The 20,084-nt window shown below is 68.5% G+C and carries 15 protein-coding genes; 6 read left to right on the top strand and 9 right to left on the bottom strand.

Annotated features, from left to right (window positions below; translation table 11 throughout):
- Positions 1–15: 15 nt before the first annotated feature.
- The 7 genes from AB5S17_RS17510 to AB5S17_RS17480 form a co-directional block, all read right to left on the bottom strand.
- Positions 16–1,008, bottom strand: a complete 993-nt coding sequence (locus AB5S17_RS17510; protein ID WP_369241731.1) for a YihY/virulence factor BrkB family protein — start codon at positions 1,006–1,008, stop codon at positions 16–18.
- A 94-nt stretch (positions 1,009–1,102) separates the two neighbouring features.
- The gene (locus AB5S17_RS17505; RefSeq protein ID WP_369241729.1) at positions 1,103–1,711 is read right to left on the bottom strand and encodes a YjbE family putative metal transport protein; all 609 of its coding nucleotides are present in this window, start codon (positions 1,709–1,711) and stop codon (positions 1,103–1,105) included.
- Between the two features lie 370 nt (positions 1,712–2,081).
- Positions 2,082–3,455: a hypothetical protein gene (locus tag AB5S17_RS17500; RefSeq protein WP_369241727.1), complete on the bottom strand. Its 1,374-nt coding sequence runs from the start codon at positions 3,453–3,455 to the stop codon at positions 2,082–2,084.
- Between the two features lie 178 nt (positions 3,456–3,633).
- Positions 3,634–6,057: a xanthine dehydrogenase molybdopterin binding subunit gene (gene xdhB / locus AB5S17_RS17495; protein WP_369241725.1), complete on the bottom strand. Its 2,424-nt coding sequence runs from the start codon at positions 6,055–6,057 to the stop codon at positions 3,634–3,636.
- Positions 6,057–7,547, bottom strand: coding sequence for a xanthine dehydrogenase small subunit (xdhA, locus tag AB5S17_RS17490; protein ID WP_369241723.1), 1,491 nt, complete (start codon positions 7,545–7,547; stop codon positions 6,057–6,059). The genes xdhB and xdhA overlap by 1 nt, the downstream gene beginning before the upstream one ends.
- Positions 7,547–7,912, bottom strand: a complete 366-nt coding sequence (uraH, locus tag AB5S17_RS17485; RefSeq protein WP_369241721.1) for a hydroxyisourate hydrolase — start codon at positions 7,910–7,912, stop codon at positions 7,547–7,549. Before uraH ends, xdhA begins: the two co-directional genes overlap by 1 nt.
- Positions 7,913–8,034: 122 nt before the next feature.
- On the bottom strand, positions 8,035–9,048 hold the full coding sequence (locus AB5S17_RS17480; protein WP_369241719.1) for an AraC family transcriptional regulator: 1,014 nt from the start codon (positions 9,046–9,048) through the stop codon (positions 8,035–8,037).
- 168 nt (positions 9,049–9,216) lie between these two features.
- Here AB5S17_RS17480 and AB5S17_RS17475 point away from each other — a divergent pair, with 168 nt between their 5' ends.
- The 4 genes from AB5S17_RS17475 to AB5S17_RS17460 all read left to right on the top strand — a co-directional run bounded on the left by AB5S17_RS17475 (position 9,217) and on the right by AB5S17_RS17460 (position 12,129).
- Positions 9,217–9,969, top strand: coding sequence for a 3-oxoacyl-ACP reductase family protein (locus tag AB5S17_RS17475; protein WP_369241717.1), 753 nt, complete (start codon positions 9,217–9,219; stop codon positions 9,967–9,969).
- A 463-nt stretch (positions 9,970–10,432) separates the two neighbouring features.
- Positions 10,433–11,044, top strand: a complete 612-nt coding sequence (locus AB5S17_RS17470) for a hypothetical protein (protein ID WP_369241715.1) — start codon at positions 10,433–10,435, stop codon at positions 11,042–11,044.
- The gene (locus AB5S17_RS17465; protein WP_369241713.1) at positions 11,037–11,396 is read left to right on the top strand and encodes a transcriptional regulator; all 360 of its coding nucleotides are present in this window, start codon (positions 11,037–11,039) and stop codon (positions 11,394–11,396) included. The genes AB5S17_RS17470 and AB5S17_RS17465 overlap by 8 nt, the downstream gene beginning before the upstream one ends.
- A gap of 31 nt (positions 11,397–11,427) precedes the next feature.
- Complete coding sequence (locus AB5S17_RS17460) at positions 11,428–12,129, top strand: di-trans,poly-cis-decaprenylcistransferase (RefSeq protein WP_369241711.1); 702 nt, start codon at positions 11,428–11,430, stop codon at positions 12,127–12,129.
- 239 nt (positions 12,130–12,368) lie between these two features.
- On the opposite strand, the gene metH is transcribed toward AB5S17_RS17460, so the two are convergent.
- Positions 12,369–16,160: a methionine synthase gene (gene metH / locus AB5S17_RS17455; protein WP_369241709.1), complete on the bottom strand. Its 3,792-nt coding sequence runs from the start codon at positions 16,158–16,160 to the stop codon at positions 12,369–12,371.
- Positions 16,161–16,319: 159 nt separating this feature from the next.
- Here metH and AB5S17_RS17450 point away from each other — a divergent pair, with 159 nt between their 5' ends.
- Positions 16,320–16,940, top strand: a complete 621-nt coding sequence (locus AB5S17_RS17450) for a Uma2 family endonuclease (RefSeq protein WP_369241707.1) — start codon at positions 16,320–16,322, stop codon at positions 16,938–16,940.
- Positions 16,941–17,050: 110 nt separating this feature from the next.
- Positions 17,051–18,217 (top strand): MFS transporter, encoded by a 1,167-nt coding sequence (locus tag AB5S17_RS17445; RefSeq protein WP_369241705.1) that lies wholly within the window; start codon positions 17,051–17,053, stop codon positions 18,215–18,217.
- Between the two features lie 128 nt (positions 18,218–18,345).
- On the opposite strand, the gene AB5S17_RS17440 is transcribed toward AB5S17_RS17445, so the two are convergent.
- Positions 18,346–19,713, bottom strand: coding sequence for an aspartate aminotransferase family protein (locus AB5S17_RS17440; RefSeq protein ID WP_369241703.1), 1,368 nt, complete (start codon positions 19,711–19,713; stop codon positions 18,346–18,348).
- Positions 19,714–20,084: the final 371 nt, after the last annotated feature.

The raw sequence follows: 20,084 nt of genomic DNA, 5'->3' as shown, positions 1-20,084 counted from the left end.
CTTCGTCTGTCGGCGTCAGGGGCGGCCGGGCGTCAAGGGCGTTCGCGGCATCCGCTTCGGCGCCGGCTTGGACTGGGAGGCCTTTGCCGAACCCGCCGCGGCGTCGGCCTCGGCTTCCGCCTTTGCCTCCTCCTCCGTCGGCGGCGGCGCGTCCGCCGCGACGGCGTGCGGATCGGCGGTCGGGCCGGAGCGGTATTCGCCGTAGGCCCGCGTGAATTCCGCGCCGAAGAGCAGGATCTGCGAGGAGTAGTAGACCCACAGGAGGATCGTCACCAGCGATCCGGCGGCGCCATAGGTCGAGGCGACGCCGACGGCGCCGATATAGACGCCGATGACGAACTTGCCGAGTTCGAACAGCAGCGCCGTCAGGAAGGCGCCGACGAAGACGTCCCAGGTGGCGATGCGCACCTCGGGGAGGATCTTGAAGATCACCGAGAACAGCGCCGTCGAGGCGCAGATCGAGAACAAGGTGTTGACCGCGAAGACGAGGATCGACGCTCCGACGATGCGCCCGGTCAGATAGTTCGCGAGCGCCGTCAGCCCGGTGTTGATCACCAGCGAGACGAGCAGCAGGAAGCCGAGCGTCAGCACCAGCGAGAAGGCGAAGATCTGGCTGCGGACCGCGAGGGTGATCGGCGACAGCTTCGGCTGAGTCTTCCAGATCTGATGCAGGTCGTCGCGCAATTCGACGATCGCCCCGGTCGCCAGCACCATGAAGACGACGACGCCGATCGCCGTCGTCCACAGGCCGGAGCCGAAATGCGCCGCGCTCGCGAGCATCGTCTGGACCGCCTTCGAGGGCGCCTTGCCGATGATGCCGGCGATCTGGTTGACGATGGCGGTCCGGGTCGCCTCGCGACCGAAGAAGAAGCCGGCGATGTTGATCGAGATGAGGAGAACCGGGGCCATCGAGAAGATGGTGTAGAAGGACAGGGCCGCCCCGAGGCTGAGGCAGCGGTCGTTCCACCAGCCGATCAGGCTCGTTCGGATGAGGCGGATGAAGGTCATCGGCGGCGGGTCCCCTTGCTGACGCGCTCGCCTCCATCTAGGCGCGCCGGCCGTCCTGTCTGCCGCCGCGCCGCGCTCGGACGTGCGAAACGCGTCAGCTGACGTAGTGCGAGACCTCGAGGGAGCCCTCCACGATCATCCGCAGCGCCACGAAGAGGATGATGGCGAGGCCGACATAGGCGATCCAGCGGTAGCGATCGAGGAGACGCGCGATCAGCGTCGCGGCAAACCCCATCAGCGCCACCGAGAGGACGAGGCCGAGGGCGAGGACGACGAGATGGTCGCGGGCCGCCCCCGCCACGGCGAGGACGTTGTCGAGCGACATCGAGACGTCGGCGACGACGATCTGCCAGACGGCGGCGCCGAGGCTCTTGTGGGCACCGACCCCGGTGCAGTCGTCCGGCACCGCATCGCCGTCGGCGCCGCGCAGCTCCTGCCACATCTTCCAGCAGACCCAGAGCAGCAGGAGCCCGCCGGCGAGGATCAGCCCGACCACCTCCATGATCTCCGTCGCCATCACGGCAAAGCCGATGCGCAGCAGCGTCGCCGCCGCGATGCCGATCACCACCGCCTTCGTGCGCTGCGCGGGCGCAAGCCCGGCGGCGGCGAGGCCGATCACCACGGCATTGTCGCCGGCGAGCACGAGGTCGATGAAGACCACCTGTGCCAGCGCCACCAGCGAATGGATCGTCAGCCCGTCCATCAGCCGGCGCCCCCGCGGGGCGCATGGGAGCTGTCGTGGTCGACCCGGCTGACTTCCCGATCTGGCTGATCATGGGGAAGTGTCTCGGCGTCTCGCCCGGCGCACTCCGAGGAACGCACCGGGCGAGACGGGACCGGACCGCAGTGGTGGGCACCGACGATCGACGCGAACCGGCCCCTGATCCCCGGATCGTCCGGACGCCCCGACACGGGGCTCCGGGCATCCGGCCGCAGGCGGAGTCCCTGGGGAAAGCGACTGCGTCTCGGGCGGTCTCGCAAATGGGCGGGCTCAGGTAAATTCAGAAGTTGCAAGCAGGGCATAAGGGAAACTTTGTGCGGTCCAGGAGCCGCAACATGGGGACGATCGCCGCTCAGATCAGCACCGAGGCGATCGCCACCGAGAGCGACAGGGCGAGCCCCGCCGCAATCACGAAGCTGCGGTTCCAGACGAGCCCGACCTTCAGCGCCGTGGTGTGGCCGAGGCGGCCGATGAGGAGGGTCGTCGCGGTGAAGGGCGAGGTCGCGCCGGCGAGCGACCAGCCGGCGGTCAGCGCCAGGACGACGACGTTCGGGGAGACGCCCATCGCCGTCGGCGACGGCAGCAGCGGCGCCAGCAGCGACACCGACAGGATCGGGTTCATGCCGGCCTGCCCGAGCAGCGGCACGATCCAGATCATCGCGACGAGGATGACAAAGGGCGGCACGGCACCGAAGTCGATGGCGTGGCCGGCGGTCAGCGGCTTCAGCAGCGCCCCGCCGACGGCACCGATGACGCCGGCCATCACCAGGAGCAGGAGTTCCGAGCGGTAGGACGGGATCTCGGTGAAGGCGAGCCTGGTGAGCCGGCCGCCGAGCCCGAGCCGCGGCCCCTCGCCGCCGCTCACCTGGATGGCGATCCAGCCGAGCGAGATCAGCGGCACGATCAGCATGACGACGCCGATGACCCGGATGCCGGTCAGGAGCTCGATCGTGCCGACGGCGGAAAACAGCAGCGCCAGGAGCAGAACCAGCGGCTGCAGGTCGCGCCAGCTGCCGATCGGCCGGCGGTCGGCGGCGGCCTGCGCCGAGGCGGCGGCGGTGAGCTTCGGCTTGAAGACCGTGTCGAGGCCCCAGCCGATGGCGGTCATCAGCGCAGCGTGACACAGGGCAAGGCCGGCGACGCCGCTCCAGGACGAGCCGGGGACGATCGAGGTCGAGATGGCGATGGCGAAGGCCAGCGGCGACCACAGCAGCGAGGCGCAGAAGCCACGCTGGATCGCGAGCAGCATGCGGCGGTTGCGGATCGCGCCGATCTCGGCGTTCTTCTCGCGATTGGCGATGCTCTCGGTGAGGCCGCCGAGCAGGGTGATCGAGCCGTAGGAGAGGATCAGCGCGAAGAGATGGCCGCCGATGGTCAGCGCCATGTAGCGCTTGCCGGGCGGCTGGCTCGCCAGATACTGGCCGCAGCGCTCGATCGCCGGCGAGGTCGAGGCGGGATTGCGCAGCGAAGCGAGCGCGATGAAGAAGGTCGAGATGAACGAGCCCTCTTCGAGGCCCTTCATCACCACCTGCGGCCAGTCGTGGCGGAACAGGACCGCGATCGCGATCAGCGCCAGACCGATGGCGACGAAGGCCTTGCGCGACCAGCGGGCGGTCGGCGCCGCGAGGACGAGGAAGACGACGAGGCCGGCCGCACCGACGAGCCCGGCCGTCTCGCTGCCGATCCACTCACGCAGGACGACGGCGACCGCGGTGGCGATCAGCACAAACCCAATAACTCGGTCGATCACGGGGGGAGGACGCTCCGGCGGCGGGATGTTTCTCGTCTCTTAGCATCTTCGCGGCCGGCGTCACGCGGCGCGATGCGATTTTCGGGCCGCCGGCGGCGACGGCCCGCGTCCTCCGGAAACTGCCGGCGCGCGGAGGGCTCGCGCCGGAGCCGGCTCAGCCCGCGCCCTGCACCGCTTCCACCGCCCGCAGCACCCGCTCGGGCGTCGCCGGCGCGTCGAGGTCCGGAAAAGCCCGTCCCTCGCCCGCGGCAACGACCGCATCGGTCAGGGCGGAGAAGACCGATATCGCCAGCATGAAGGGCGGCTCGCCCACCGCCTTCGAGCGGTAGATCGTCGCCGAGCGGTTCTCGCCCTTCTCCCAGATCCGGATGCGCAGGTCGTCCGGCCGGTCGTTGGCGGTCGGGATCTTGTAGGTCGAGGGCGCGTGGGTGCGCAGCCGCCCCTTGCCGTCCCACCAGAGCTCCTCGGTGGTCAGCCAGCCCATCCCCTGGATGAAGCCGCCCTCGATCTGCCCCCTGTCGATCGCCGGGTTCAGCGACTTGCCGACGTCGTGCAGGATGTCGGCGCGCAGCAGCCGGTACTCGCCGGTCAGCGTGTCGATTAAGACCTCCGAGCAGGCCGCGCCATAGGCGAAATAGTAGAAGGGCGTTCCGGACGCGGTCTCGCGGTCGTAGGCAATGCCGGGCGTCGCGTAGAAGCCGGTCGAGGAGAGCGAGATGCGGGCGAGATAGGCTTCGCCGACGAGGTCGCAGAAGCGCTTCTCCATATTGCCGATGCGCACGCGGTTGGCCTCGAAGACGACCTGGTCCTTCGGCACGTGGTAGCGTTCGCACGCGTAGTTGATCAGCCGGTCCTTGATCGTGCGGGCGGCGGCCTGCGCGGCCATGCCGTTGAGGTCCGAGCCCGAGGAGGCAGCCGTCGCCGAGGTGTTCGGCACCTTGGCGGTCGTCGTGCCGGTGATCTTCACCCGCTCGATGTCGATCTGGAACTCCTCGGCGACGACCTGCGCCACCTTGGTGAAGAGCCCCTGCCCCATCTCGGTGCCGCCGTGGTTCAGATGCACCGAGCCGTCCTTGTAGACGTGGACTAGCGCGCCGGCCTGGTTGAGATGCGCGGTCGTGAAGGAGATGCCGAACTTCACCGGCGTCAGCGCCAGGCCCTTCTTCAGGACCGCGCTCTGCGCGTTGAACGCCCGCACCTGTTCCCGCCGGGCGCGGTAGTCGGAGGAGGATTCCAGCTCGTCCACCAGTTCGGCAATGATCGAGTCGGTGACCGGCATGTGGTAGGGCGTCGGCGCCGGCGCCTCGCCGCTGTCCGCGCCCGGATAGAAGTTGCGCTTGCGCACATCCAGCGGGTCGAGCCCGGTCTCGAAGGCGATGCGGTCGAGCGCGCGCTCGATGCCGACCATGCCCTGCGGCCCTCCGAAGCCGCGAAAGGCGGTGTTCGAGACGGTGTGCGTCTTCAGCCGCCGCGAATGGATGCGTGCGGCGGGCAACAGGTAAGCATTGTCGGCGTGGAACATCGCCCGGTCGGCGATCGCGGCGGAGAGATCGGAAGAGTAGCCGCAGCGCACGAAGTGCCGGAAGTCGGCTCCCGCGATCCGGCCGTCGTCGGAAAAGCCGAGCGCGTAGTCGATCCTGAGTTCGTGCCGCTTGCCGGTCATCTCCATGTCGTCGTCGCGGTCGAGCCGGCATTTCGCTGGCCGGCCGGTCTTCACCGCCGCGAGCGCCGCGACGGCGGCAAACAGCGCCGGCTGGCTCTCCTTGCCGCCGAAGCCGCCGCCCATGCGCCGGACTTCCACCGTCACCGCATGGTCCGGCACGCCGAGCATCTTCGCGACGTTGTGCTGCACCTCGGACGGGTGCTGCGTCGAGGAGTGGACACGAACATCCCCGTCCTCCTGCGGCACCGCATAGGCGACCTGGCCTTCGAGGTAAAAATGGTCCTGGCCGCCGACCTCGACGCGGCCGACGATCCGGCGCGGGGCGCTGCCCAGCGCCGAATCCACGTCGCCGAGCCGCATCTCGTGCGGATCGAGCAGGTCCCGGCTCGCCGCGTCGGCGAAACGGACGGCGTCGTCGATGGAGATCGCCGCCGGCAGATCCTCGTATTCGACCTTCGCCTCGAGCGCCGCGGCGCGGGCGGCCTCCCAGGTGTCCGCCGCGACGGCGAACAGCGGCTGGCCGACATACTGCACGATGGCGCCCTCGCCCTCGAACGGCGGAAAGATCGGATCGTCGCCGAAGACCGGCGAATAGTCGTTGACGCCGGGGATGTCCGCGGCCGTCAGGACCGCGGCGACGCCCGGCGCGGCACGCACGGCGTCGAGGTCGACGGACAGGATGCGCGCATGGGCGCGCGGCGACATGGCGATGAACACCTGCAGCGTGCCCGGCAGTTCTGGATCGTCGTCGGTATAGCGGGCCGCGCCGGTGACGTGCTTGAGGCCGCTGTCATGGGCGAGCGCCGTGCGCACGCCGCCGCGGATCGCGCGCTCCTGGCCCGGCGGACGCTCGCCGAGTTCGGCGATCGCCGGCTGGCCGGCGCCGGAGCGGTCCTGGATGCGGGTCTCGTCCATCACGCGACCTCCGGCGTGTCGGCAAGGCCCCAGGAGGCGATGCGCTGCGTCACCGCACCCGCCTGTTCCAGCTGGAAGCGCTTCAAAAGGTTCTGCGCCGTCTTCAGCCGGTAGGCGTCCGACGCGCGCATGTCGGAGAGCGGAGTGAAGTCGCCGGCCATCGCCGCCATGGCGTCCGCCACCGCCGCCGCGTCGAAGGGCCGGCCGACGAGCGCCGCCTCGGCCTTCGCGGCGCGCTTCGGGATGCCGGCCATGCCGCCGAAGGCGAGCCGCGCCTCGGACACCACAGCCCCCTCGCCCGCGCCCTCGAACGAGAGGCAGAAGGCGGCCATCACCGCCGAGATGTCGCTATCGAAGCGCTTGGAGATCTTGTGGGCGAAGAAGCGCTGATTGTCCCGCAGCCGCGGCACCTCGACGGCGGCGACGAATTCGCCCTTCGCCCGGTCCTGCCTGCCGTATTCGAGAAAGAAGTCCTCGAGCGCCACGACGCGGATGTCGTCGCCCCGGCGCATGAAGATCCGGCCACCGAGCGCGATCAGGCAGGGCGGCAGGTCGCCGATCGGCGAGCCGTTGGCGATGTTGCCGCCGACGGTGCCGGCATTGCGGATCTGGGCGCCGGCAAAGCGCCGTAGCATCTCGCCGAGGTCCGGATGGATGCCGGCGAGGACGTCCCGCGCCACGCGGTGGGTGACCGCCGCGCCGAGATAGACCTTGTCCTGCCGCTCCTCGACCATCATCAGGTCGCGCACCTTGGACACGTCGATCATCACCGGCAGGTCGCGGTGGAGCTTCGTCACCCACAGCCCGACATCGGTCGCGCCGGCAACGAGCACGGCGTCTGGATGCGCGGCATAGGTGTCGGCGAGAGCGTCGACGTCGGTCGGGGAAAACCAGCGCCCGCCCGCCGCCTCGTAGGCGAAGATCCCCGCCCCCTCCATGTCGGAGAGCTTTGCCGCCAGGGCGATATCCTCGAACTGCGTGTCCGGCACCGGCAATGCGGCGAGCTCCAGCCCGGCATCGACGATCGGGCCATAGCCGGTGCAGCGGCAGAGATTGCCGGCGACGAGATCCTTCACCGACTGGCGGTCGGTGATCGCCCCGGTCAGCCAGCCGGCATAGAGCTGCATGACGAAGCCCGGCGTGCAGAAGCCGCACTGGCTGGCATGCTTCTCGACCATCGCCTGCTGCAGCGGATGGACGCCGTCGCGCCCCAGATGCTCGACCGTCTCGATCGCCCGGCCGTTCATCGCGGGCAGGAACTGGATGCAGGCATTGACCGCCCGCCGGCGAATGCCGCCCGTCCCGTCCGGCTCGGCGAGGAGCACGGTGCAGGCGCCGCAGTCGCCTTCCGCGCAGCCCTCCTTGGTGCCGGTCAGACGCTCCTGCCGGCGCAGATATTGCAGGACGGTCGTCGTCGGCGCGACGCCGGAGACGCTCCGCTCTTCGCCGTTGAGGAGAAACCGTATGGGGCCGCTCGCCGTCTCGCTCATCAGCTCCCCCGATAGGTCGAATAGGCGAAGGGGGAGATCAGCAGCGGCACGTGGTAATGCGCCGGCGCCGCGATGCCGAAGCGGATCGGCACCACGTCGAGGAAGGCCGGCTCCGGCAAGCCGACGCCCTTGCCGCGGAAATAGCCGGCGACGGCGAAACGCAGCTCGTAGACCCCGGGCACGACCTCGTCGCCCGACAGCAGCGGCGCGTCCAGGCGCCCGTCGCCGTTCGTCTGTGCCGTCTTCAGCGGACGCGCGAGCCCGCCCTCGATCCGGTGAAGCTCCACGGCGATGCCGGCTGCCGGGCAGCCATGCACGGTGTCGAGCACGTGAGTCGTGAGCCGCGCGGCGTTTTCCTCGGCCATTCAGGCCCTTCCGTCGAATTTGACCATCTGGTCAAGCATTGTGCAACGGGCGGCGGAACGGGAGCAAGGGCCATGTGCCGATGTCGGGCGTGGTGGATGCGCGGTCGGCCCCCGACGCGCCTTCATCGGCTTGCAGCGCCGGTTTCGCCGGCCTGGAGAGAGGTGGGTTCGGCGAATTCGCTTCGTGCCGCAAAGGACGGGCGCGGGGATGTTCCGGACCGGCGCCGAACCCCGGTCTCATGGTCGAGCCCTCGGGAGAACTGGGCCGGCGACACGCCGAACCGTCGCCGGAAGGCGGTCGCGAAGGCGGCGCTCGAGCCATAGCCCACGTCTTCGGCGACCTCTTCAACGCGGCGATGTTCGCCGAGAAGGCGCTTGGCGATCGCCATCCGCCAGGACGTCAGATGCTCCATCGGCGCGACGCCGACCGTGTTGCGGAAACGCTCGAAGAAGACGGTCCGCGACAGGCCCGCCTCCTTGGCCAGTTCGTCGACCGTCCAGGACCGGGCGGTGTTCTCGTGCATGCGGTGAAGAGCGCAGGAAAGCCGCTCATCGGCAAGGCCGCGCAGCAGCCCGGAGGCCTGCGACCCGTCATGGGTCGCGCGCAGCGCCTCGATCAGGAGCACTTCCAGCAACCGCGCGACGATCGCCTCCCTGCCCGGCTGCCGACGAGCGGTTTCCTCGCCGATGAACTCGACCAGAGTCGTCAGGCGATCCACTCCGCGGATGTGGATCACGCGCGGCAGGAGCGACAACAGAAGGGTCGAGTCCGGCGCACCGAACACGCAATAGCCGACGAGCAGCCTGGCGGGCTCGGGCGCATCGTCCGACCCGAGGCGGAAGGTGCCGTCGGGCTGGCGGACGGGGTCTGTGGTGCGGGGCGCGTCCGGCGGCAGGCTTGCCGAACTCATGGCAAAGTTCTGCGCCTCGGGAATCAGAATAAAGTCCCCTGCCTCGAGCGCCCGGGGGTCAGCGCCGTCGATGTCGAGCCGGGCGGTTCCCGACAGCAGAACGCAATAGAAGGGGCGCCCCCGTTCGGTCCGATGGACGCGCCACACCCCGCGGGCGGTCACCAACTTGGAAAAGTCGGCGCTCGGTTGCAGCAGCTGGACAATCTCGGTCAATGGGTCGGCCATTTCCGGACTCTCGATAAAATCTCGCGCACTTCCGCATATGGATCGTCCGGATCGCGCTGTCTATCTCTCGACCCGCAAGCGCTGCCTCGAGCGAACCCGCCGCGCCGCCCTCGTGGGCGGTCCGGCGTCGAGCACACGCTTCCGTTTCTCAGACCGCAGGAGCCTTTCATGACACATGGCATGGACTTTCATGGCAAGACAGCCCTGGTGACCGGGGGAAGCCGCGGCATCGGCGCCGCGATCGCCCGCACCCTTGCGGCGCGAGGCGCCAGTGTGGCGATCACCTATTCGTCCAGCCGGGGCTCGGCGGAGGCCGTCGTCCGGGACATCGAGACCGCCGGAGGCACTGCATTCGCCATCGAGGCCGACCTCGCCGATGCCCGTTCGGCTGCATCGGGCGCAAAGAGCGCGGTCGAGACGCTCGGCGCACGGCTCCACATTCTCGTCAACAATGCCGGTGTCGCCCTGCACGGGCCGCTCGGAACGTTGTCGGACGACGAATTCGAGCGCAATCTCGACGTCAACGTTCGCGGCCTCTGGCATACGACGTCGGCGATCGTGGACCTTCTGGCCGATGAAGGACGTATCGTTAACATCGGCAGCTTCTTCAGCGAGCGCGTGCCGTTTCCGGGATCGAGTGCGTACGGCATGTCGAAGCACGCGGTCACCGGCATGACACGAGGCTGGGCGCGGGATCTCGCCCCGCGAGGGATCACGGTGAACTCCGTGGAACCCGGCCCGATCGCGACCGAGACGAATCCGGAAGAAGGGCCACGCGCCGACCGGATCAAGGCGATGGTCCCGCTGGGGCGGTTCGGCAAGCCCGAGGAAGTTGCAGACCTTGTTGCTTTCCTGGCATCCCCGGCAGCGAGCTACATCACGGGCTCGCAGATTCTGATCGACGGTGGTCTTCTGGCCTGATCCTCGGCGGCGTCCGCTCCCCGATCTTCGCCCGGCCGCATCGCCGCGAGCACAGCGCGGGGCTTTCCGGGCCGTCGGCTGCTCTGCCGCCCCGTCGACCAGCCGCAGTACGGCCGCCTCCACGCGCTTGAGCGCCCAAACCCCCGAGGGAGATCTCTTCGGAGGCGTCGAGCTTCACGTCGCATACAGCCGGAGAGCCGGGGAACTGCGGCGAGAGAGCCGGCCTCTCGGGGCGCGCGCCGCACGGAATACTGGGAGCCAGGGCAGGATCGGAGCCGGGGTTCTGTGGCGCCCGGCATCCCCAGAGGAAATTCGGGCAAGATTCACTCTCTGAGCGCGTTCGGCAGCGCGGCCGTGTCTGCCGTAGAGTGTCTGTCCGGACCGCGCGCGGGGCTGCACCGCTTGCGTCGCCGGTCCTCCCGGTTTAAGAAGCCGTAACTTTGCAAGACAAAGTCATTGGCCGATGCAAGAATACGAGAAGGCTCTGGCGGAGATCAGCGAAATCCGCGAACGCATCGCGGAGAGCACGACCTTCCGCGGCCTCGGCGCGGCGGCGCTCGCCGGGACCGGATTGCTGGCGATACTGACCGCGGCGCTGCAGGCCTGGCTGGTGCCGGATCTCGCCGCGACGCCGCTCGCCTATTTCGGCTGCTGGATCGTCCTCGCCTGCCTCTGCGTGGCGATCCTCGGCGCCGAGATGGTCGGCCGGTCGCGCCGCCGCCATGGCGGCCTCGCCGACGCGATGATCGCCAATGCCGTGCTGCACTTCCTGCCGGCGGGCGTCGCCGGCGCCGGCCTCGCCGCATTGTTCTACGGCTTTGCGCCCGACTCGGCGTGGATGCTGCCCGGGCTCTGGCAGATCCTCGTCGCGCTCGGCATCTTTGCCGGGCTGCGATCGCTGCCGACGGGCATGGCGATCGTCGGCGCCTGGTACTTCCTCACCGGCTTCACGGTGCTGCTCGTCGAGGTCGGCACCCTCGTCCCCTCGCCCTTCGCAATGGGGATTCCGTTCTGCGTCGGCCAATTCCTCTCCGCCGCCGTGTTCCGTTCGAGCGTGGGAGGCATCGATGGCTGAGGCGCCATTTTCCTATCAGGGCCTCGACCGGGTCATTCACGAGAAGGCCCGCCTCGGCATCATGACCTCCCTCGTCGGACAGCGGAAGGGATTGGCTTTCGCGGATCTGAAGCGGCTCTGCGGCCTGACCGACGGCAATCTCAGCCGGCATCTGCAGGTGCTCGAAGAGGCCGGCCTCGTTCGCATCGACAAGAGCTTCGAAGGCAGGCGGCCGCTGACGAAGTGTCATCTCACCGCCGAGGGCCGGCAGCGCTTCCTCGATTACGTCGGCGTGCTCGAAAAGGTGATCCGCGATGCGGCCGAAGCGGGCGGCAGCGAGGCCGCCCGTCCGAGTGCGCCGAAGCGCGCCTGATCTTTCCCCCTTTTTGTCAGGACACTTTGCAATGCAAAGCAATCATTCTCCCGGACCGCATCTCGGCATCATCATGGACGGCAATGGTCGCTGGGCCACGGCCCGCGGCCTGCCACGCGGCCGAGGACACGAGGCCGGCGTGCGGGCCATCCGCCCCGTCGTCGAGGCCGCGGCCGATGCCGGGGTCGGCACCCTGACCCTCTACGCCTTCTCCAGCGACAACTGGAAGCGGCCGCGGGCCGAGGTGGCCCTGCTGATGGGGCTGTTGCGCCGCTATCTCGACGAGGAGATCGAGGCGCTGCGTCGAAGCGGCATCCGGGTCACGCTCGTCGGCCGCCGGGACCGCCTGCCCCGCGGAATGGCGGCGCGGATCGCCCGCGCCGAAGCCGAGACCGCCTCTGCCACGCGTCTGCATCTGCGGATCGCCTTCGACTATTCCGGCCGGGATGCGATCCTCGACGCGGCGCGGCGGTCCGATCCGGCCGTCGACAGGCAAGCCTTCGGACGGCTGGTTTCGGGCGACGGCTCCGGGGACGTCGACCTCCTGATCCGGACCGGCGGCGAGAAGCGGCTCAGCGACTTCCTGCTGTGGGAATGCGCCTATGCCGAGCTTCGATTCGTCGACCGTATGTGGCCGGATTTCGGAGCGGGCGACCTCATGGCCGCGCTCGCCGACCTTGCCACGCGGCATCGCCGGTTCGGCGGCCTCCCCGCGGCGTCCGTCGCCGCCTGAGACGCGCGGCAGCCCCTGGAATGGGATACCCCGGCGTCTTCTCGCCGACGGCGCGTGGCCGCCGATCGGGAGGTGCAGCCGGCCGCCCGGCCGATCCCGCGCCCCCGATGGCGATGAAGGGTTGCCGCGATCCGCTTGACGACCGCGGCAGAGTTCCGCTTCTCCGGTGGGCCGGTAGACCTCTGCAGTGGACCTCCCGCCATCGACGAGGCGAGCGATGCCCCTGAATCCGGCGCGGCTCAGGCGGCCGCGTCGATCTCCGCCTCGGCCTTCTTCGGCACGTAATTCAGCACCGGCCCCAGCCAGCGCTCGACCTCGGCGACGGCCATGCCCTTGCGGCGGGCATAGTCCTCGACCTGGTCCCGCTCGATCTTGGCGACGCCGAAATAATGCGCGTCGGGATGGCCGATGTAGAGGCCGGAGACCGAGGAGCCCGGCCACATCGCATAGCTCTCCGTCAGCTGCACGCCGATCGCGGCCTCCGCGTCGAGCAGCCGGAACAGCGTCGTCTTTTCGGTGTGGTCCGGCTGCGCGGGATAGCCAGGCGCCGGGCGGATGCCGCGATAGGGCTCGGCGATGAGCTCCTCCGGCGCAAAGGTCTCGTCCGCCCCGTAGCCCCATAACTCGCGGCGGACCTTTTCATGCATCCGCTCGGCGAAGGCCTCGGCGAAGCGGTCGGCGAGCGCCTTGACCATGATCGAGGCGTAGTCGTCGTTCGCCTTGGCGAAGCGGTTGGCGATCGCCTCCTCCTCGATGCCGGCGGTGACGACGAAGCCGCCGACATAGTCCGGCTTCCCCGAGTCCGCCGGCGCGACGAAGTCGGCGAGCGCGAGGTTCGGCCGGTCGCCGCGCTTCGTCAGCTGCTGGCGCAGGGTGAAGAAGGTCGCGAGTTCGTCCGTCCGGTCGTCGCCGAGAAAGAGGCGGATGTCGTCGCCGACGCTGTTCGCCGGCCAGAAGCCGACGACCGCCTTCGGCTGGAACCACTTCTCCTCGACGATCTGCGTCAGCATGGCCTGCGCATCGGTGAACAGCGAGCGCGCCGCCTCGCCCTGGCGCTCGTCCTCAAGGATCGCGGGATAGCGGCCCTTCAGTTCCCAGGTCTGGAAGAAGGGTGTCCAGTCGATGTAGCGCGAGAGCTCGGCAAGGTCCCAGTCCTGAAAGACGCGGGTGCCCGTGAAGGACGGCGCGACCGGCTCGTAAGCCGCCCAGTCCGCCTTGAAGGCGTTCGCCCGCGCCTTCGCCAGCGGCAGCCGCTGCTTGTCGCGCTCCGACTTCTCGTGCGCCTCCGCGACCTTGCGGTATTCCTCGCGGATTGCTGCGACCGTCTTCTCCCGCGTCTCCTTCGAGAGCAGGCTGGAGACGACGCCGACGGCGCGCGAGGCGTCGGTCACGTAGACGCTCTGGCCGCGCTCGTATTGCGGATGGATCTTCACCGCGGTGTGGACGCGGCTGGTGGTCGCGCCGCCGATCAGAAGCGGCAGGTCGAAGCCCTCGCGCTCCATCTCGGAGGCGACATGCACCATCTCGTCGAGCGACGGGGTGATCAGGCCGGAGAGGCCGATGATGTCGACGTTCTCCTTTTTCGCGGTCTCCAGGATCTTCGCCGCCGGCACCATGACGCCGAGGTCGATGACCTCGTAGTTGTTGCAGGCGAGGACGACGCCGACGATGTTCTTGCCGATGTCGTGGACGTCGCCCTTGACCGTCGCCATCAGGATCTTGCCGGCCGCCTCGCGCTTGCCGCCGGCCGCCTCCTTCTCCGCCTCCATGAAGGGCAGGAGATGGGCGACCGCCTGCTTCATCACGCGGGCGGACTTCACCACCTGCGGCAGGAACATCTTGCCGGAGCCGAACAGGTCGCCGACGATGTTCATCCCGTCCATCAGCGGGCCTTCGATGACGTGCAGCGGGCGCTCGGCGGCGAGCCGCGCCTCCTCGGTGTCGGCGTCGATATATTCGGTGATGCCGTTGACGAGGGCGTGCGCGAGCCGCTCGTTCACCGGCTTCTCGCGCCAGGAGAGGTCCTTCTCCTTGGCCTTGCCGCCGCCCTGCCCCTTGTAGCGCTCGGCGAGCTCCAGGAGATTCTCGGTCGGATCGCCGCCGGCCTTGGGCGTGCGGTTCAGGACGACGTCCTCGCAGGCCTCGCGCAGCTCCGGGTCGATCGTGTCGTAGACGGCGAGCTGGCCGGCATTGACGATCCCCATGTCCATGCCCGCCTGGATGGCGTGGTAGAGGAACACCGCGTGCATCGCCTCGCGCACGGCCTCGTTGCCGCGGAAGGAGAAGGAGAGGTTGGAGACGCCGCCGGAGACATGCGCGTGCGGCAGGGTCTGCCGGATCGTCCGCGTCGCCTCGATGAAGGCGACGCCGTAGCCATTGTGCTCCTCGATGCCGGTCGCGACCGCGAAGATGTTCGGATCGAAGATGATATCCTCGGGCGGGAAGCCGATCTCCTGCGTCAGGAGCTTGTAGGCCCGCGTGCAGATCTCGACCTTTCGCTCGTAGGAGTCGGCCTGGCCCTTTTCGTCGAAGGCCATGACGACGACCGCCGCGCCGTAATTGCGCACCAGCCGCGCCTTGGCGAGGAACTCCGCCTCGCCCTCCTTCATCGAGATCGAATTGACGATCGCCTTGCCCTGGACGCGCTTCAGCCCGGCCTCGATCACCTCCCACTTGGAGCTGTCGATCATGATCGGCACCTTAGCGATGTCCGGCTCGGCGGCGACGAGGTTGAGGTAGTCGATCATCGCCTGGCCGGAATCGATCAGGCCCTCGTCCATGTTGACGTCGATGACCTGCGCGCCGTTCTCCACCTGGTCGCGCGCGACCTCGAGGGCCGCCGGGTAGTCGTTCTCCTTGATCAGCTTGCGGAATCGCGCCGAGCCGGTGACGTTGGTGCGCTCGCCGACATTGACGAAGGGGATGTCCCTGGTCAGCGTGAAGGGCTCGAGGCCGGACAGGCGCATCAGCGGCTTGACCTTGGGAACCGCGCGCGGCGCATGCTCCTTCAGCGCCTCGGCGATCGCCCTTATGTGATCCGGCGTCGAGCCGCAGCAGCCGCCGACGATGTTCACGAGGCCTTCCCGCGCGAAGATCGCGACCTCCTTCGCCATCGCCTCCGGGCTCTGGTCGTATTCGCCGAACTCGTTCGGCAGGCCGGCGTTCGGATAGGCGCAGACGAGCGTGTCGGCGACGCCCGCGATCTCCGCCAGATGGTCGCGCATCGCTGCGGCGCCGAGCGCGCAGTTGAGCCCGATGGTGAAGGGCTGGGCGTGCCGCACCGAATGCCAGAAGGCGGTCGGCGTCTGGCCGGAGAGCGTGCGGCCGGAAAGGTCGGTGATCGTGCCGGAGATCATCACCGGCAGGCGTACGCCCTTCTCGGCGAAGATCTCCTCGCAGGCGAAGATCGCCGCCTTGGCGTTCAAGGTGTCGAAGATCGTCTCGATCAGCACGAGATCGGCGCCGCCGTCGATCAGCCCGCGCAGCTGCTCGCCATAGGCGATGCGCAGATCGTCGAAGTCGATGGCGCGAAAGCCGGGATTGTTGACGTCCGGCGACATCGAGGCCGTGCGGTTCGTCGGCCCAAGCGCGCCGGCGACGAAGCGGCGCTTGCCGTCCTCCTGTTCGGCGCGGACCGCGGCCCGCCGGGCGAGGCGCGCGCCGTCCCGGTTCAGCTCGTAGACCTGGTCCTCCATGCCGTAGTCGGCCTGGGCGATTGACGTCGACGAGAAGGTGTTGGTCTCCAGGATATCCGCACCCGCGATGGCATAGGCGTAGTGGATGTCCTCGATCGCCTTCGGCTGGGTCAGGATGAGCAGGTCGTTGTTACCCTGCAAGTGACACTCGCAGGCGCCGAAGCGGTGGCCGCGGAAATCCTCCTCCGACAGGCCGAGCAGCTGGATCTCGGTGCCCATGGCGCCGTCGAGGATCAGGATGCGTTCGCTGGCGGCCTTGCGAAGCGCCGCTGCGGCCTCGGCCGGGTTGCGGCCCTCGGTCATGGGTCCGAAGAGCTGGTCGGTCGATGCGGTCATGGCGGAATGGTCCCTATCGTTGAGGCCAGATCACATAAAGATATGCTTATGTCAACAAACGCAGGCGCGGACCGCTTCGGCAACGCCCGTCATTCCGCTTGAAAGCGACGGCCGATCCACGATCTACTGCACGACGGACGACCGAGAGGATCATGCGCCATGTCCAGCCTGATCGCGGAGCCGATCGAAGACCCCGTCGATCCCCCCAACACGACGCGGGCGGCGGAGGGGCTGCCGCGCCGCCGCTTCACCGTCGCGGAGATCGAGGCCTTCGTCGAGGCCGGCGTCATCGCCGAGGACGAGCGGTTCGAACTGATCGGCGGGGAGATCGTGCCGATGTCGCCCAAGGGCATGCGCCACGAGCGGATCAAGATGTGGCTGATGGAGGAGTTGGTCCGCAACCTCCCGCGCCGCTTTGCGACCAATCCGGAGACGACCTTCCGCCTGTCCGAGGACACCTTCCTGGAGCCGGACTTCGTCGTGTTCGAGCGGGCAACGGGGCTCGAAGGCCTCGGCGGCGGCACCTGCCTCCTGGCGATCGAGATCGGCGTGTCGAGCCTCGCCTACGACCGCGGCCGCAAGGCGGCGATCTACGCGGCCTTCGGCGTGCGCGAACTCTGGGTCGTCGATGCGCGCAGGCTGGAGACTCGGGTGTTCCGCGAGCCGGTCGGCGGTAGCTACGCGTCGGTCCGCGACGCCCCCGCGGACGAGACGCTGGAGCCGCTCGCCGTTCTGGGATTTACGTTGAGGCTCAGTGACTTCGAGCGGTTCGAGGGGTAGCGACCGCCGGGCCGTGAGGCGGGAACGGAATCTTCGGACGTCGCTTCCGTCCTGCCGGCAACGCAATCCGCCCGTGGCCATTCCCTGACCGATAGGGAAAGGGGGCTCTGGTGGCGGATCGACGACGGATTGCGATCGCCGGCTTCATCGCCACGGCGGTCACCTTCGGCCCCGGGCGCATGGCCTATGGCATGTTTCTGCCTCAACTGAGGGAAGAGTTCGGCTTCGGCACGGGCGCCAGCGGCGGCATCGCCGGCTTTGCCTTCTCGGCCTTCTTTCTCGCCCTGTTCATCACCGGCCGGCTGGAGCCGCGTTTCGGACCGAGGCTGCCGGTCCTCGTCAGCGGAGGACTTGCGACGGCGGGTTTCGCGCTCACCGCCCTCGCTCCCAGGTTCCTCGTCATGTGCGTCGGCGTCGCGCTGGCGTCGGCAAGTGCCGGCTTCGCCTGGACGCCGTTCAACAGCATGACCGAACAGGGGGTGGAAGAGCGCTACCAGAAGCGCGTCCTGTCGATCGTCAGCACGGGAACCACGTTCGGGATCATCGCCGCGGGCCTGCTCGGTGTCGGCCTTGCGGCCGCTGGGCAGACATGGCGCGTCTCCTGGTGGATCTTCGCCGCCACGGGACTTGCCGTCGTCGTCGTTCCCTTCGCGCTTCTGCCGAAGCCGGGGCGGTTCGAGCGCGGCAACCCGCCTCCGCTCCGCCGCATCCTCGGGCAGCTTCGGCGTCGAAAGGCCGTGCCCCTCTACGGCTTCGCCTTCTCGTTCGGTGCGACGAACGGCACCTACCTGTCCTACTGGATCGAGCACATTTCCCAGTCCGGCGGCCTTGCCGGAATTCCGGTCGATCTGACCGGACCGGTTCTGTTCGTGGTCTTCGGCCTGGTCGGCTCGGCGGGGCTCCTCACCGGCGACATCGAGACCAAGACCGGCCTTCGCGCCCTGCTCGTCGCCCTGTTCGCCGGCTCGGGCGCCTCGCTCCTGCTTCTCGCATTCCTGCCCGACAGCTGGGTCGGCACAGTCGTTTCGGCCGCGCTGCAGGGCATCTGCCTGATGGCGCTGAGCGCGATCTACTCCTTCTGGAGCGAGCGCCTGTTTCCCGACATGCCGTCGACCAGCTTCACGGCCGTCCTCATGCTCTATGCGATCGGCAACGCCACTGCTCCGCCGCTGGCAGGCCTCATGAGCAGCGAATGGGGGCTCGCAACGACGCTGGCCCTGTTCGGCGGCCTGTCCCTCGCCTCCATCCCTCTGGTTTACTGGGTGGAAGAGGTCTGACCGCTGTCGTGGCAGGCCCGGCTGCACCGGGATCGCCCATTGCAGCCAGGCTCCCGCCGGAGCGGAGAGGAGACCGGGCGTGCAGAGCCCGCCCCGGTCGATGCGCTTCCCGGCACCGGGAGTGCGCGTCAGCCCAGCTCGGCCTGCAGTTCGTCGAGGCTCCGCCGCGTCGTCTCGACGATGGTGTCGATGTGCTCTTTCTCGACGATCAGCGGCGGGCAGACCGCCAGCGCGTCGCCGATGGCCCTCAGGATCACGCCGTTCTTCTGGACGAGGCCGAAGGCCTTGGCGCCCATCGTGCCCGGCGGCTGCAGCGAGAGCTTCTGCGGCTTGTCCGTCACCAGTTCGATCGCCGCGATCAGGCCAACGCCGCGGACCTCGCCGACCAGCGGATGATCCTCCAGCGTGCGCAGGCTCTCCTGGAAGTGCGGCGCGAGCGCCCGGACATTGCCGAGGAGGTCCTTCTCCTCGATGATCTTCAAGTTCTCCAGCGCGACGGCCGCGGCGACCGGATGGCCGGCGGCCGTGACACCATGGCCGAAGGTGCCGATCTCCGAGGACTGGTCGGCAACGGGCGCGTAGACCGTCTCGTTGATCAGCAGCGCCGAGATCGGCAGGTAGGAGGAGGACAGCGCCTTCGACACCGTCATGATGTCCGGCTGAATGCCGAAGGTCTCGCAGCCGAACATGTTGCCGGTGCGCCCGAAGCCGCAGATCACCTCGTCGGCGACGAGCAGGATGTCGTATTTCTTCAGGACGGCCTGGATCTTCTCCCAGTAGGTCTTCGGCGGCACGATGACGCCGCCGGCGCCCATCACCGGCTCGCCGATGAAGGCAGCGATCGTCTCCGGCCCCTCGGCCTGGATCAGGGCGTCGAGATCCTGCGCGCAGCGGGTGGCGAAATCCTCCTCGCTCTCCCCGTCGCGGCCCTCGCGCCAGTAGTGCGGGCAGCTCGTGTGGAGGATGCCTTCCATCGGCAGGTCGAATGCGCGGTGGTTGTTCGGCAGGCCGGTGAGGCTGGCGGACGCCCAGGTGACGCCGTGATAGCCCTTGATGCGGCTGATGATCTTCTTCTTCTGCGGCTGGCCGAGCGCATTGGCGCGGTAGCGCACCAGCTTGATCATCGTGTCGTTGGCTTCGGAGCCGGAATTGGTGAAGTAGGCCTTCGACATCGGCACGGGGGCCATCGCGACGAGCTTCTCGGCGAGCTCGATCGCCGGCCCGTGCGACTTGTGGGTGAAGGTGTGGTAGAAGGCGAGCTTCTCCATCTGCCGCGCCGCGGCCTCGGCCAGCCGCTTCTCGCCGAAGCCGACCGCGACGCTCCAGAGCCCCGCCATCGCCTCGATATAGGTCTTGCCGTCGGTATCTGTGACGTGGACGCCCTTGCCGCTCTCGATGACGATCGGCCCGATCTCCTCGTGCTTGCGCGCATTGGTGTAGCTGTGGAGGTGATAGGCGATGTCGCGCGCTTCGATCGAATTCGGCTGGACGGTCATCTGAGGCTCCATTGTGTCGCGGCAGGACGCCGGAGACAGCATCCCGGCGCATGACGAGATCGTCTTGTTGCGCCCGCCGAGGGGCGGCGGTCAATCCGCCGCCGCAAGTCATTCGAAGGCGCAGCGGCAAGTCGTGATCGTCCGGACTGTCCGATCCATAACGGAACCCGTCCGCGCGCGTCATCCCCCTCTCCCACCTTACCGCCAGCCAACCACGCGCTTAAGCTTTCGTAACGGCGCGAAACTTCCCTCCAAACCGTCCGTTTTCTGGTCCATATGAGGATCAGCGGCCGGGGCCCAAGGGGCGGTTCCGGCTCTTGCTGCGGCCTTTTCGAAGCGCCGCATCAGCGCCCGGCGCGGAGCCGACGAGG

This window comes from Jiella sp. M17.18 (genome assembly GCF_041027365.1).
Lineage (GTDB): Bacteria > Pseudomonadota > Alphaproteobacteria > Rhizobiales > Rhizobiaceae > VKMB-3413.
Note: the sequence above shows the minus strand (reverse complement) of the source record. Positions and strands in the feature narration are given on the sequence as shown.

Bases quoted from the DNA above. Each gene is read 5' to 3' on its own strand.
- uraH (WP_369241721.1), bottom strand. From the start codon at position 7,912: ATGGCCGAGGAAAACGCCGCGCGGCTCACGACTCACGTGCTCGACACC.
- xdhB (WP_369241725.1), bottom strand. From the start codon at position 6,057: ATGGACGAGACCCGCATCCAGGACCGCTCCGGCGCCGGCCAGCCGGCG.
- AB5S17_RS17440 (WP_369241703.1), bottom strand. From the start codon at position 19,713: ATGACCGTCCAGCCGAATTCGATCGAAGCGCGCGACATCGCCTATCAC.
- xdhA (WP_369241723.1), bottom strand. From the start codon at position 7,547: ATGAGCGAGACGGCGAGCGGCCCCATACGGTTTCTCCTCAACGGCGAA.
- AB5S17_RS17470 (WP_369241715.1), top strand. From the start codon at position 10,433: ATGCAAGAATACGAGAAGGCTCTGGCGGAGATCAGCGAAATCCGCGAA.
- AB5S17_RS17460 (WP_369241711.1), top strand. From the start codon at position 11,428: ATGCAAAGCAATCATTCTCCCGGACCGCATCTCGGCATCATCATGGAC.
- AB5S17_RS17475 (WP_369241717.1), top strand. From the start codon at position 9,217: ATGACACATGGCATGGACTTTCATGGCAAGACAGCCCTGGTGACCGGG.
- AB5S17_RS17465 (WP_369241713.1), top strand. From the start codon at position 11,037: ATGGCTGAGGCGCCATTTTCCTATCAGGGCCTCGACCGGGTCATTCAC.
- AB5S17_RS17480 (WP_369241719.1), bottom strand. From the start codon at position 9,048: ATGGCCGACCCATTGACCGAGATTGTCCAGCTGCTGCAACCGAGCGCC.
- AB5S17_RS17510 (WP_369241731.1), bottom strand. From the start codon at position 1,008: ATGACCTTCATCCGCCTCATCCGAACGAGCCTGATCGGCTGGTGGAAC.
- AB5S17_RS17450 (WP_369241707.1), top strand. From the start codon at position 16,320: ATGTCCAGCCTGATCGCGGAGCCGATCGAAGACCCCGTCGATCCCCCC.
- metH (WP_369241709.1), bottom strand. From the start codon at position 16,160: ATGACCGCATCGACCGACCAGCTCTTCGGACCCATGACCGAGGGCCGC.
- AB5S17_RS17505 (WP_369241729.1), bottom strand. From the start codon at position 1,711: ATGGACGGGCTGACGATCCATTCGCTGGTGGCGCTGGCACAGGTGGTC.